The organism is Mesorhizobium argentiipisi (SeqCode), from assembly GCF_037179585.1.
In the GTDB taxonomy this organism is placed as follows: domain Bacteria; phylum Pseudomonadota; class Alphaproteobacteria; order Rhizobiales; family Rhizobiaceae; genus Mesorhizobium; species Mesorhizobium argentiipisi.
This window is the reverse complement of sequence record NZ_JAPYKO010000017.1, coordinates 25,212-38,068: the sequence shown is the minus strand read 5'-3', so window position 1 is coordinate 38,068 and position 12,857 is coordinate 25,212. Positions and strand designations below refer to the sequence as shown.

Sequence of the window (12,857 nt, the reverse complement as noted above, 5' to 3'; positions counted from 1 at the left end):
GCGAAAAAGGTCAAGGCCTCACCTGTCCCGACCCGCGCACGCGGTATTTGAACGAGGTGAGCTGCTCGACGCCGACCGGCCCGCGCGCATGCATCTTGCCGGTGGCGATGCCGATCTCGGCGCCCATGCCGAACTCGCCGCCATCGGCGAACTGCGTTGAGGCGTTGTGCAGCAGGATCGCCGAGTCGATCTCGTTGAAGAATCTTTCGACCGCTTGTGCGTCCTCGGCGATGATCGCCTCGGTGTGATGAGAGGAGAAGGTCTCGATATGCTCAATCGCGCCGGCGACGCCGTCGACCAGCTTCACCGCGATGATGGCGTCGAGATATTCCGTCACCCAGTCGGCATCGGTCGCCGCGCTGGCGTCGGCGAAAGCCTTGATCACCTCGGCATCGGCGTGGATCTCGCAGCCGGCGGCGCGCAGCACCTCCAGGATCGGCACCAGATGCGTGGAGGCCACCGCGCGGTCGACCAGCAAGGTTTCGGCGGCGCCGCACACACCAGTGCGCCGCATCTTGGCGTTGACCGCGATCTTGACCGCCATGTCGAGATCGGCCGACCGGTCGATATAGAGATGGCAGATGCCTTCCAGATGCGCAAAGACAGGCACACGCGCCTCGTTCTGTACGCGCCCGACCAGGCTTTTGCCGCCGCGCGGAATGATGACGTCGAGATTGCCGCCGAGACCTTTCAGCATCTCGCCGACGGCGGCGCGGTCGGTGGTCGGCACCAGCTGGATGGCGTCCTGCGGCAGACCGGCGGCCTTCAGACCCTCGACCATGCAGGCATGGATCGCAGCCGACGAATTGAGCGAGTCCGAACCGCCGCGCAGGATCACCGGATTGCCCGCCTTCAGGCAAAGCGCGCCGGCATCCGCCGTCACATTCGGCCGGCTCTCATAGATGACGCCGATGACGCCGAGCGGCGTGCGAACGCGCTCGATGTGGAGGCCGTTCGGTCGATCCCACGCAACAATCACGTCGCCGACCGGATCCTTGAGCGCGGCGATCTCGCGAATGCCGTCGGCCATCGCCTTGATGCGCGACGGCGTGAGTTTCAGGCGATCCATGAAGGAGCCCGACAGCCTGGCCTCCTCGCCGTTCGACATGTCGATGGCATTGGCCTCGAGGATCGCCTGCTCGTTGCGCAGGATAGCGTCCGCCATCGCAGTAAGCGCAGCATTCTTGGCTTCGGTGGAAGCGACGGCCAACGGTCGGGCGGCGGCGCGGGCGCGCCGGCCGATATCGGCCATCAGCGCCACGGTGTCTTCGCCGGATTTTTCATGCAGCTTCAGCATGGATCATCCCTCCGCCCCAGCTCTCTATTCCCACGCAATCCGGGACGAAAAACCGCTTCGCACTTTTCCCGGAATTGCTCTAGTCGTCGGCCAATACTTGATCGCCGGCAAGGCTTACCACAAGGTCGTCGCGATGGATCATCGCCGAACGCGCCTCGTAGCCGAGCACGTTTTCGATCTCGGCCGTCTTCAGACCCGCGATCCTTACGGCATCGGCGGCATCATAGGCAACCAGCCCGCGCGCGATCTCGCGGCCCTCGGGCGACAGGATTGCCACCGTGTCGCCGCGCGAGAAATTGCCGCTGACCAGCTTGACGCCGGCAGCCAGCAGCGACTTTCCGGACTTCAAAGCCCCGACGGCGCCGGCATCCACCGTGAGCCGTCCGGCCGGCTCGAGCTGCCCGGCGATCCAGGTCTTGTAGCCCTTCACCGGATTGGCGCTCGGCTTGAAGAAGGTCGCGCGCTCGCCGCGCTCGATCGCCATCAGCGGCGAGAGCCTGGTGCCCGATGTGATGATCATGGCGGTGCCGGCGGCATTGGCGATCTTGCCAGCATCGAGCTTCGTGCGCATGCCGCCGCGCGATAGCTCTGAAGCTGCCGCTCCCGCCATCGCTTCGATATCCGGCGTGATGCGGTCGACGACGGGGATGAATTTCGCCTGCGGATCCTTGGCCGGCGGCGCGGTATAAAGCCCATCGATATCGGAAAGCAGCACCAACAGATCGGCGCCCATCATCGTGGCCACCCGCGCGGCCAACCGGTCATTGTCGCCGTAACGGATTTCGGAGGTCGCAACCGTGTCGTTCTCGTTGATGACCGGCACCGCCTTCATCTTGAGCAGCGTCGAGATCGTCGCGCGCGCGTTGAGGTAGCGGCGGCGTTCTTCGGTGTCACCGAGCGTCAAGAGGATCTGGCCCGATTTCAGCCCGTCCTTGCCAAGCGCGTCCGACCAGGCGCCGGCAAGCGCGATCTGCCCGACGGCAGCCGCCGCCTGGCTCTCCTCGAGCTTCAGCGCGCGCTTGCCCAGGCCGAGAATGGTGCGACCGAGCGCGATCGCGCCGGAGGAGACGACGAGCACTTCCGCGCCGGCATCGGCAAGCACGGCGATATCGTCGGCAAGCGAGGTCAGCCAGTCGCGCTTCAGGCCTGTCGCGCGGTCTACGAGCAGCGCCGAACCGATCTTCACGGTGATGCGCCGGTATGATTTCAGCGATCTCATGGGCCTTGCTGCCAGCGCGTCTCGACGGGAGCCGCAACGGCGTCGCGCGATTCGGCCACCACCGCCATCAGCGCGCGCAGCACCGCCTCGACGCCTTCGCCGGTGACGGCCGAGACCAGCATCGGCGCGCGGCCGGCGGCGCGCTTCAGCGAGGCCGTTTTCTTCTTGCGGGCGTCCGGGTCGAGGATATCGACCTGGCTGAGCGCGACGATCTCGACCTTGTCGGCCAGCCCATGGCCATAGGCTTCGAGCTCGGCGCGCACCGTCTTATAGGCCTTGCCGGGATTTTCCTCCTGCGCGGAGACCAGATGAAGCAGCACGCGGGTGCGCTCGACATGGCCGAGGAAACGGTCGCCGATGCCCACCCCCTCATGCGCGCCCTCGATCAGGCCGGGAATGTCGGCGAGCACGAATTCGCGGCCGTCGATGCGAGCGACGCCGAGGCCGGGATAGAGCGTGGTGAAGGGATAGTCAGCGATCTTCGGCTTGGCGGCGGTGACGGCGGCAAGGAAGGTCGACTTGCCGGCATTGGGCATGCCGACCAGGCCGGCGTCGGCGATCAGCTTGAGCCGGAGCCAGATGCTGAGCTCCTCGCCCGGCTGCCCGGGATTGGCGCGGCGCGGGGCCTGGTTGGTCGAGGTCTTGAAGTGCTGGTTGCCGAAGCCGCCATTGCCGCCCTTGGCCAGCAGGAAGCGCTGGCCGACGACGGTCAGGTCGCAGATCAGCGTCTCATTATCCTCGGCAAAGATCTGCGTACCGGCCGGCACTTTCAGCGTCACGTCGGCGCCCTTGGCGCCGGTCATGTTGCGGCCCATGCCGTGCGTGCCGGTCTTGGCCTTGAAATGCTGCTGGTAGCGATAGTCGATCAGCGTGTTCAGCCCGTCGACCGCTTCCACCCAGACATCGCCGCCCCGGCCCCCATCGCCGCCGTCCGGTCCGCCGAACTCGATGAATTTTTCGCGCCGGAACGACACCGAACCGGCGCCGCCGTCGCCGGAACGGATGTAAACCTTGGCTTGATCGAGGAATTTCATCGTTTCAAGTTTCTGCTATTGCACTTGCGGGATTGCTCTAAACCAAGGCAGGGCCGAGGGCGAGGCCGAATTGCGACTAAAGCGCCGGATGCCCTTTCGGCGGGCACGCCGTAGCACTGACAGGGGCATGACTGAAGGGGCGAGGGAATGAAGATCGTCACCTACAACATCCAATACGGCATCGGCCTCGACGGCAAATACGACGTCGGCCGCATCGCCGATGCGGTACGCGGCGCTGACGTCATCGCGCTGCAAGAGGTGACCCGCAACAACCCGCGCAACGGCGATCGCGACATGGTGGCCGAGATCAGCGAGGCGCTGCCCGATTATTTTGCCGCCTATGGCAGCAATTTCGAGGTCAATATCGGCTCGCGGCTGGAGAACGGCCGCGCCATCTCGACCTCCTTCCAGCTCGGCAACATGGTGCTGTCGAGGACGCCCATTCATCTGTCGCGCAATCTCCTTTTGCCGCGCAGCCGCAGCCTCGAGGCCATGAACTTCCAGCGCGGCGCGCTCGAGGCGCTGATCGAGACGCCGCTCGGCTTCATCCGCTTCTATTCCACCCATCTCGACCACCGCAGCCCGGTCGAGCGCCAGAGCCAGATCCGCTTCCTGCGCCAGCGTCTGTTGAACTATGCGCTCGAAGGCGGCGGCCTGTCAGGCATTCCCGAGATCGGCCTGCCGGATCTGCCCTATCCGGAAGCCTTCATCGTCATGGGCGACTTCAACATGCTGCCGGGCTCGCCGGAATATGTCGAACTCGCCGGCCGCCCGGACCATGAGTTCGGCATGCCGCTGACCGCCGATCTTGCCGTCGACGTCGCCCAACGCCTTGCCGTCGCCGACCTCGTCACCTGGGTCGACCCCGACCGCCCCGACGACAAAAGCCGGTACAAATGCATCGACTACATCTTCACCAGCGCCTCGCTCGCCAAATCGCTGCAGCGCCTGTGGTCCGACCGAGACGCCGTCGGCTCCGACCATTTGCCGCTCTGGGCCGAGTTGGGCTGAACTCTGGACTCCCCTCATCTGGCCGCTACGCGGCCACCTTCTCCCCGAGGGGAGAAGGGGTTGGCGCCCGCGCTTACCCGTTCGTCTCCCCTAGGGGAGAGGTTGGATTGCCCCGAATTGCCCTTCGCAATTCGGTTGGCAATCCGGGTGAAGGGCGCTTGCTCATCACCGTGAAGCAATCATCAAAAATGCACCCAATTCCTGAGGCTGGTCCACGTCTTGCGATCCAGCCGGTAACGCTCGACCGGCACCTGGCCGGCGACGATCGAGTTCAGCATGCCCTGGCCGGCATACTGGAAGCCGCATTTGTGGATGACCCGGCGCGAGGCCGGATTGATCACTCGGGTCGAGGCATGCAGCACCTGGATCGAGGTCCGCTGGAAGGCGAGGTCGACCAGGGCGTGCGCGGCCTCGGTGGCATAGCCGCGCTTCCAATAGGGTTCGCCGATCCAGTAGCCCAGTTCCAAGCCGCGATCGGTGGTGTTGAGGCCGGCGCAGCCGACGAAAGTGCCGGCGTCCTTGAGCGTCAGGGCATAGGCGATGCCGGCGCGCCGCGACGCCGCCATGGCAAGAAAGGTGCGGCCCTCGGCTTCGCCATAAGGGTGGGGCATGCGGGCCAGCATTTCGGCGACATGTCGGTTGTCGGCAAGCGTGACGAGTTGTTCGAGATCGCTCTCGCACGGGGCGCGCATGACCAGCCGCTCGGTGGCCAGCACCGGGCAATCGATCGCGTAACTTTCGTCTTCGGTGTCTTCCGCTTCGGCAACCATTTTAGTCCTCCAGGGCAAGAAAAATGAAAAAGGAGAGAGGGCAAGCCCATCTCTCCTGATCCTTTTCCTGGCCTGGCCAGACACCGGTTCCCGAGATGGGCGCCGGTGTTATGGTGCGGAACCGGCTACTCCGCTGCTTTGGTAATCGGGTTCACCGATACGTAGGTTCGGCCGTTGGCTTTCTTGTTGAAGGTGACTGCGCCGGCTTCGAGCGCAAAAAGGGTGTGGTCCGTGCCCATGCCAACATTGGTGCCCGGATGCCATTGCGTGCCGCGCTGACGAATGATGATGTTGCCGGCGATGACGGCTTCGCCGCCGAACTTCTTCACGCCCAGACGCTTGGAGTGCGAATCGCGACCATTGCGCGACGAACCGCCAGCTTTCTTGTGTGCCATTTGACTAACTCCGATGCGCCCAAAGGCGCTTGAATGGTCTTATGAACGCGTTCGCGTTCCGTTTCAAGTCCGTACCGGCGACCACGGTCGCCGGAAGATTATTTCTTCGCCAGTTCCTTGGCCTGCTCGCGCCAGTCCTTGATCTGGTCGGCGCTGAAGGGCATGTGCTCGTCGATCTTGGCGACATCCTTGTCGGAGAGCTTGGCGAGCTGCGCGAAGGTCACGATGCCCTGCTCGGCGAGGTCCTTCGCCGCGACCGGGCCGATGCCCTTGATCACGGTCAGGTCATCCGGCTCGCCCTTCGGCGCCTTGAACAGCGGCGCGGCCTTTGCCTCGGCCTCCTTCGGGGCAGCCTCAGCCTTGGCTTCCTTCTTGGCCTTGGCCTCCTTCGGAGCGGTCTCGGCCTTCGCCTCGGCGGCGACTTCCGCCTTGGCTTCGGCCTTAGCCTCCGGCTTGGCGGCGGCCTTCTTCGACGGCTTGGCGCCGCCCAGCAGGATCTCGGCGATCCGGACAGTGGTCAGAAGCTGGCGGTGGCCGATCTTGCGGCGCGAATTCTGGCGGCGGCGCTTCTTGAAAGCGATGACGGTGCGGTTCTTGCCCTGTTCGACGACTTCCGCCGTGACCATGGCGCCATCGACGAACGGCGCGCCGAAGGTGACATTCTCGCCCTCGCCATGCGCGAGCACATTGCCGATCTCGACGATATCGCCGACCTTGGCTTCGAGTTTCTCGATCTTCAGGAGATCGTTGGCGGCGACGCGATACTGCTTGCCGCCCGTTTTGATGACTGCGAACATTTTTTGCCTTTCGCTGTTCGGTCGGCCTCGATGAACCGCGTCAGGCGGTTCGGCCGTCTTTTTGTCAGTCTGCGGGTTCAAAAAACAAGCGGCGCGGAAGAGCCTCCACGCCGAATGCGGGCTGTCCCTAACCGAAGGTTGCGCCGGAGTCAAGGCGAGCGGCTTTGTCCTTAGAGAGGCCGCGAGCGACGCTGCCGGCAAATATCGGTCCGTGACGTCGCAATCGCTTTTCGCGGAAGCCGGAAATCGGTCGAATAGGGCCTTGTAACTCTAGCAGTCAGCCGTTATCTAGTGCGCCGCGCCGGCAACGGCCGACCATGACCTCGCGGAGAGGTGGCAGAGTGGTCGAATGCACCGCACTCGAAATGCGGCATACTCGCAAGGGTATCGGGGGTTCGAATCCCTCCCTCTCCGCCATACTGCTCGGGGTCCGTTCCGGACACATAGGTTACGGTTTATACCGGAGACATGGGTAACACGTTTGGCCCGAAAGGGTTCTCGAGTGGTTCCAGTCTGCATGTCTCGTCGTCGAAGTAGCCCAGATCATACTCCATGAAGCTGGCCAGCCAGATTCGGTTGTCGACCTGCTTGATGCCGACGGTCTGGCCGGCGATGACAAGGTTCAGTCGTCCGGCTGCTCGGCATCGCCAAGCGATCATTGGCCAATTGCCGAAATTCCTCCGTCAGAGTGTTGAGGTCCATGCGGAACTCAACACTCTTCGGCTTCACGTAGACAAAGGCTGCCAAACCAACGAAAGGAGTCGCAAGAGCTCCACTCGCTCGCTTGCATCAAGTCGCCGCAATAGATGCTCTTCATGTTCGGCGAGTAGGGCAAGGCATTTCGTCGCGATTTCCCGCCCGCCGTCAGTTGGATAGAGCCGCTGGATTCTCTGGTCACTCTTGTCGGTGTCTCGGAGCAGAAATCCCTTTTCCTCAAGGTCGGCAAGGACCGACACAATATTGGCTCTCTGCATGCCGAGCACACGGCAGATATCGGCTGCCGAGATGCCTGGCCTTTCTATGATATTGCAAAGGACACTCATCGAGATCGGCCGCAGGCCCGCCTCTTCCAGAGCTGCAGTCGAGCCCTGGAGGTCGAACACGGACGCTCGCCGCAGGTGGTAACCGACGAGATCTCCGAGCGACCGCGCCGGCGTTGGATTTTGCGGGGCATCCTGCTTACGCTTCGTCGGCATTTGCCACCTCGTGATGATTCCGCTTGATTTCTTCATATTGCTATGGAATATAGCAGTCAATTGTTATGCAATATAGCGATATGGGATATCGCCATGCCCAACGATATCGATACCGTCGTCTACGACGTGTCAGACCGAATTGCTTGGTTGCGATTCAACCGTCCGGACAAGCGCAATGCGATGAGCCCAACGCTCAACCGCGCGATGATGGCGGCGCTCGACGAACTTGAGTTTCGTGACGATGTCGGAGTGCTGGTCTTAGGCGGCGAGGGCGCAGCTTGGACCGCTGGCATGGACCTGAAAGAATATTTTCGCGAGACCGAGGCTGAAGGCCTCAGGGGAATCCGCAAATCGCAGCGCGAAAGCTATGGCTGGTGGCGCAGGCTGCGCTGGTATCAGAAACCGACGATCGCAATGGTCAATGGATGGTGTTTCGGCGGCGGCTATGGGCCCCTGTTTGCATGCGACTTGGCCTTCGCCGCCGATGAAGCAAAGTTCGGCCTTTCGGAAATCAATTGGGGCATCCTGCCCGGCGGCGGTGCGACCAAGGTTGCCGTCGAACTGCTGCCGTTCCGCAAGGCGATGTATCACGCGATGCTCGGCGAACCCATTGACGGCAAAACGGCGGCCGAATGGGGACTGGTCAACGAGAGCCTTCCTTTGGCGAGCCTGAAGGAACGCGTCACCGAAGTCGCCAAGGTTCTCATCGGCAAGAATCCGGTTGCGTTGAAGGCAACCAAGGACGCTATCCGCCGGGTTTGCGTTATGACCTATGACGAGGCGGAAGACTATCTCGTCCGAGCTCAGGAGGCGGCGAATTCCTTCGACAATCACGGTCGCAGGGAAGGAATTCGTCAGTTCATCGACGAGAAATCCTATAAACCCGGCCTTGGGGCCTACGATAAGGACAGAAACGCCGGCTGAAAGCTCATCGGGAGGGAGGAGATTTCATGATGCCGGACTTTGTATCGCCTGATCCGATTTGGCTGCACGCGCGAATTCGGCCCGCGTCGACGGCGGCGATCGATCTTGCGATGGGGATGAGCTGGACCTACCGCGAGCTCGACACCGACATTCAGCGAGCCGTCACTGTTCTTGAGGCCAGGGGCGTCGAGCCCGGTGCGAGGATCGCAGTCCTCGCGCAAAACAGCGTCTATCAAATCATCTTGCAACAGGCGGCGATGAGACTGGGTGCGATCTTCGTCCCCATGAACTATCGGCTGGCCGCGCTGGAACTTAGACTGCTGCTTCGCGACTGCACACCGGTACTTTTGGTCGGGGAAGCGGTGGCGTCGGCGCTTCCTGAGGGTTGCGAGGCCATCAGCATGGCTGCATTTGCCGATTTAGTCGCCGCCGCCGAACCTCGCCCCAGGCGCACGGCAGCGATCGCCAGTCACGAAACCTGCATCATCCTCTATACGTCAGGTACCTCGGGCACACCGAAAGGCGCCATGCTCACCCCGCAATTCCTGCTTGCCACGGCAGTCAATTTCAACATTCTGGGTGAGGTCGACACTGGTTGCGTGTTTCTCTGCGATAGCCCCATGTTCCATGTGATCGGCATCGTCACGCAGATTTGGCCGCCGCTGTTGCGCGGCGGCACGGTCATCGTTTCCCCAAGTTTCGACCCCGAGCTGACAAATGCCCGTCTCAGTGACGCCACACTGGCGGTGACGCACTACTTTTGCGTCCCACAGATGGCCGAAGCGCTTCGGCACGCGTCAAACTTCAACCCCTCGCAATGGACGAACCTCAAGGCCTTGTTCACTGGCGGAGCTCCAAATCCGCCGACCCGCATCCGCTGGTGGCTCGATCAGGGCGTGCTAATCGTCGATGGCTACGGAATGACGGAAACTGGCACGACGCTTGGCATGCCGCTTAACTGGGAGATCGTTCGCAACAAAGCAGGATCCGTCGGCGTGCCCGGGCCGTTGACAGCGGTTCGTCTTGTTGACGAGACGGATCAAGACGTCGCCGATGGCGCGCCTGGCGAAATCCTCGTCTTCGGACCCAATGTCACGCCGGGCTATTGGAATCGTCCGGAGGAGCGCGAACGCGCCTTCACCGCCGATGGATGGATCCGAACCGGCGATATCGGCAGACGAGATGGGGATGGCTTCATATCGATCGTCGACCGGCGCAAGGACATGTTTATTTCCGGCGGAGAGAACGTGTTTCCGGTCGAGATCGAGGCCGCGCTGATCAGTCATCCGGCCGTGCGGGAAGCATCGGTTATCGGCATTGCGGATGAACGCTGGGGCGAGGTTGGCCGGGCTTATATTGTCGTCGCGACGGGGCAATCGCTCGATGCTGACGAGCTTGTCGAATATTGCCGCACGTTGATTGCCCGTTACAAGATTCCCAAGGAGTTCCATTTCGTCGACACGCTGCCGCGAACGACCTCTGGAAAGGTTATGAAGCACATCCTTCGTTCAGGCGATTGGCCACCGCCGCCCCCGTCGTGTTAAAGAAGCGGGAGACCGGACGGCGCGGCTACAAGGCCACAAATGATATGCCAACCGCGCTTGCCGCGAGCTCAGACGACCGGTGATTTCTCAACAATACATCCATATCGAATGTGGGGCGTCGAGATCGGCCGTTTGGCCCGACAACCCAGATCTATTCGAAGCAACTCATCTCTATTGCCCTTCTGTGTTGCCTGTTAAGCGGCGATCTCAAGAGCACACTGCTTCACAAAGGCATTCCAACAAGAGATTCGCTTGAGACGTCTCGCACACCAAGTGGATGCCGCGCAAATATTCATTTCAATTCATGGCTGATGTTACCGCTAGGTCTCATGGACGCCTCCATCCTTCAGCATGTTGCGCTCTATTGCGGCGATGGAGAGGCTGCCGAGATATCCAATCAGCCCGAGCACGACGACGCCTGCAAACAGGTTCGGCCCAGCAAAATTGCGCGCAGACATGAGGAGCCATTGGCCCAATCCGCTGCGGCCGGTCAACATTTCGCCGACAACAGCAAGGACCAGGGATACAGTCAGGCAAAGGCGTGCCGCCGCTAGAATTTCCGGCATGGCGCCCGGAAGCGCGATCTTGCGAACGAACTCCATCCGGCTCATTTGCAGGCTCGCCGCCACATCCTTGAGAAGCGGCTCTACCGTGGTGACGCCATTCATCGTCGAGAGCATGATCGGCCAGACCGCGCCCACGGCAATTGCCCCCAAGACCATGCCCTCGCTGAGCCCGAAAAATGCGATGAACACCGGGATCAGGGCTGAGGTTGGGAGCGGCCTGAGCGTTTCAAGCGTCAGCGAGAGATAAACTCGCGCCGGAGCCGAGCTGCCGATCAGCGCTCCCAATGCTATTCCGGCCACGCATGCAAGCATCCAGCCGACCAGCATGCGGGCAATCGTGTAAAGCGTTGCGGAAAGGAGCGCGCCTTTGGTGAAGCCATCGACGAGGGCGTAGAACGTGGTGTCGGGTGCGGGCAGATAGATCGGTGATACGACCTTGGTGGTAGAGATGGCCTGCCAGGTGGCGACGCAGACGAGCGCGAATCCAAGGCTGCCGAGAAAGGTGAGCGAACGGGAGCTAAGCACGGGCATCCTCCGCGGCTGCGGACTGATAAGGCACGATGCGCTTCTGCATCGCCAGCAATATTGCGTTCCACCCATAGCCGATGACGCCGATCCAGATCAGGATCGCCAGCATGCGAGCGGGCTGGAAGGTCTGCTGCGCCTCCATGATGGCGGCGCCGAGACCGATTGGATTGACAGCGATTTCCGTCGTGATCGAGACGATAAGCGCGACGCCGGCCGCAATGCGAACGGCTAGCAGGATCCGCGGTGCGATAGCGGGCAAGACGATCTGACGGACGGTCGCCGCGACATCCAAGCCCAAAACCCTCGCAACATCGAGAAGGCGCGGCTCCAGGTCGCGTACGGCCGAGCGCGACATGATCATGACCGGCCAGATGGTCGGAAAGGCGACGATGACGATTTCCATTCGGTAACCGAAGCCAAATACGAGCATCGCAAGCGGAAGAACGGCAACGGAGGGGATTGGCCGGATGGTTTCGACCACCACTTCGAGCAGCTTGTCGATTAAAGCCCAAAGACCAAACAGGATGCCGAGGGCGAGTCCGATGGTGGCTCCGACCGCCAGCCCGCCGAGTGACGCCAGCACCGTCTGTACGGTTGCTTTGAGGAGGGTGCCATCGGCCAGTCCCGCGAACAAAGACATGAAGACTGCCTGCGGCGGCGCAAGCACCTCGCTGGTATTCGGAGACAGCCACAGAAAGATTCCCCAGCAAAGAACGAGGCCGCCGGGAACGACGAACGGCCGGACGTCGCGGCCGCGCAAATAAGTGCGTTTGTCGGTCATTGTTCCGCTCCGGTGACGAAATCATAGAGCTGGTGGCGAAGGTCGAGGAAGGCGCGCTCTTCCCGCGTCCGGAGCTGGTTCCGCGGACGCGCGAGCGGGACGTCGAAGACACGTCCGATCCTCCCCGGATTGGGAAGGAGGCCGATGACCCGATCCGACAGATAGATCGCTTCCTCCAGATCATGCGTCCCGAAATAGACGGTCACGCCCGTTCGCGCACTCAATGCCAGCACCTCGTCCTGCAGAGCCTGCCGCGTCATGGCGTCAAGCGCCCCGAAAGGCTCGTCCATCAACAGGACCGATGGCTCCTGGGCAAGTGCTCTCGCGATCTGCAGGCGCTGCTGCATGCCGCCTGACATCTGGCTGGGAAACTTGTCGGCATGCTTCGAAAGGCCGGTCATGGCCAGAAGATCTCGAATTTTCTCATCATGCTCGGCCTTGGGCACTTTCATCGCGTCGAGCGCGAGTGCGATGTTTCCATAGGCCGATCGCCATGGCAGCAGTGCCTTGCCATAGTCCTGGAAAACGATTGCAACATCGCGGCGCGGCGCGACAACCTCGGTCCCATCGAGCCGGACAGCGCCGGATGTCGGCGGCGTGAGCCCCGCAAGCACCCGAAGAGACGTGGTTTTTCCGCAACCGGACGGTCCGACGATGGAAAGGATTTCGCCGGGGCGAATGTCCAAGGTCAGATTTTGCAGAATGTCCTTGTTTCCATAGGACAAGCTGACCGATTCGAGCCGGATAAGCGGCTCCGTTCCCTTAAGCTGGGCTAGCATTTGGTTCTCCTGCGGA

13 protein-coding genes, 1 tRNA gene and 1 pseudogene are annotated in these 12,857 nt (G+C 62.0%); 4 read left to right on the top strand and 11 right to left on the bottom strand.

What is annotated here, in order from left to right:
- Positions 1-10 precede the first annotated feature (10 nt).
- The 3 genes from O7A05_RS22200 to obgE form a co-directional block, all read right to left on the bottom strand.
- Positions 11-1,297 carry a glutamate-5-semialdehyde dehydrogenase gene (locus O7A05_RS22200; RefSeq protein ID WP_337095093.1) on the bottom strand — a complete coding sequence of 429 codons (1,287 nt, stop codon included), beginning with the start codon at positions 1,295-1,297 and terminating at the stop codon, positions 11-13.
- Between the two features lie 79 nt (positions 1,298-1,376).
- Positions 1,377-2,516: a glutamate 5-kinase gene (gene proB, locus O7A05_RS22195; protein ID WP_337095092.1), complete on the bottom strand. Its 1,140-nt coding sequence runs from the start codon at positions 2,514-2,516 to the stop codon at positions 1,377-1,379.
- Entirely contained in the window at positions 2,513-3,550 is a 1,038-nt protein-coding gene (gene obgE, locus O7A05_RS22190; RefSeq protein WP_337095091.1) for a GTPase ObgE, read from the bottom strand. The genes proB and obgE overlap by 4 nt, the downstream gene beginning before the upstream one ends.
- A 147-nt stretch (positions 3,551-3,697) precedes the next feature.
- Between obgE and O7A05_RS22185 the strand changes: the two genes are divergently transcribed.
- Positions 3,698-4,561, top strand: a complete 864-nt coding sequence (locus O7A05_RS22185; protein ID WP_337095090.1) for an endonuclease/exonuclease/phosphatase family protein — start codon at positions 3,698-3,700, stop codon at positions 4,559-4,561.
- A 182-nt stretch (positions 4,562-4,743) separates the two neighbouring features.
- Here O7A05_RS22185 and O7A05_RS22180 read toward each other — a convergent pair whose 3' ends face one another.
- The 3 genes from O7A05_RS22180 to O7A05_RS22170 all read right to left on the bottom strand — a co-directional run bounded on the left by O7A05_RS22180 (position 4,744) and on the right by O7A05_RS22170 (position 6,523).
- Complete coding sequence (locus O7A05_RS22180) at positions 4,744-5,331, bottom strand: GNAT family N-acetyltransferase (protein WP_337095089.1); 588 nt, start codon at positions 5,329-5,331, stop codon at positions 4,744-4,746.
- A 125-nt stretch (positions 5,332-5,456) separates the two neighbouring features.
- Positions 5,457-5,726, bottom strand: a complete 270-nt coding sequence (gene rpmA, locus O7A05_RS22175) for a 50S ribosomal protein L27 (RefSeq protein WP_095767205.1) — start codon at positions 5,724-5,726, stop codon at positions 5,457-5,459.
- Between the two features lie 98 nt (positions 5,727-5,824).
- The gene (locus O7A05_RS22170) at positions 5,825-6,523 is read right to left on the bottom strand and encodes a 50S ribosomal protein L21 (protein ID WP_337095088.1); all 699 of its coding nucleotides are present in this window, start codon (positions 6,521-6,523) and stop codon (positions 5,825-5,827) included.
- A gap of 327 nt (positions 6,524-6,850) precedes the next feature.
- Here O7A05_RS22170 and O7A05_RS22165 point away from each other — a divergent pair.
- A tRNA-Ser gene (locus O7A05_RS22165) sits at positions 6,851-6,940 on the top strand.
- A gap of 38 nt (positions 6,941-6,978) precedes the next feature.
- Here the strand turns inward: O7A05_RS22165 and O7A05_RS34475 are convergent.
- Both O7A05_RS34475 and O7A05_RS22160 read right to left on the bottom strand, forming a co-directional pair.
- Positions 6,979-7,149, bottom strand: a pseudogene (locus O7A05_RS34475) (IS481 family transposase); the annotation flags it as partial.
- A gap of 99 nt (positions 7,150-7,248) precedes the next feature.
- Positions 7,249-7,719: a MarR family winged helix-turn-helix transcriptional regulator gene (locus O7A05_RS22160; protein ID WP_337095087.1), complete on the bottom strand. Its 471-nt coding sequence runs from the start codon at positions 7,717-7,719 to the stop codon at positions 7,249-7,251.
- Between the two features lie 93 nt (positions 7,720-7,812).
- On the opposite strand from O7A05_RS22160, the gene O7A05_RS22155 reads away from it, so the two are divergent.
- Together O7A05_RS22155 and O7A05_RS22150 are read left to right on the top strand one after the other, a co-directional pair.
- Positions 7,813-8,643 carry a p-hydroxycinnamoyl CoA hydratase/lyase gene (locus O7A05_RS22155; protein ID WP_337095170.1) on the top strand — a complete coding sequence of 277 codons (831 nt, stop codon included), beginning with the start codon at positions 7,813-7,815 and terminating at the stop codon, positions 8,641-8,643.
- Positions 8,644-8,669: 26 nt separating this feature from the next.
- Positions 8,670-10,187, top strand: coding sequence for an AMP-binding protein (locus tag O7A05_RS22150; protein ID WP_337095086.1), 1,518 nt, complete (start codon positions 8,670-8,672; stop codon positions 10,185-10,187).
- Between the two features lie 320 nt (positions 10,188-10,507).
- Here O7A05_RS22150 and O7A05_RS22145 read toward each other — a convergent pair whose 3' ends face one another.
- The 3 genes from O7A05_RS22145 to O7A05_RS22135 are packed head-to-tail and all read right to left on the bottom strand — an operon-like array spanning position 10,508 to position 12,841.
- On the bottom strand, positions 10,508-11,284 hold the full coding sequence (locus tag O7A05_RS22145; protein WP_415927040.1) for an ABC transporter permease: 777 nt from the start codon (positions 11,282-11,284) through the stop codon (positions 10,508-10,510).
- A complete protein-coding gene (locus tag O7A05_RS22140) occupies positions 11,271-12,062 on the bottom strand; it encodes an ABC transporter permease (RefSeq protein WP_337095084.1) in 792 nt (263 codons plus the stop codon). The genes O7A05_RS22145 and O7A05_RS22140 overlap by 14 nt, the downstream gene beginning before the upstream one ends.
- On the bottom strand, positions 12,059-12,841 hold the full coding sequence (locus tag O7A05_RS22135; RefSeq protein ID WP_337095083.1) for an ABC transporter ATP-binding protein: 783 nt from the start codon (positions 12,839-12,841) through the stop codon (positions 12,059-12,061). Before O7A05_RS22135 ends, O7A05_RS22140 begins: the two co-directional genes overlap by 4 nt.
- Between the last annotated feature and the right edge of the window lie 16 nt (positions 12,842-12,857).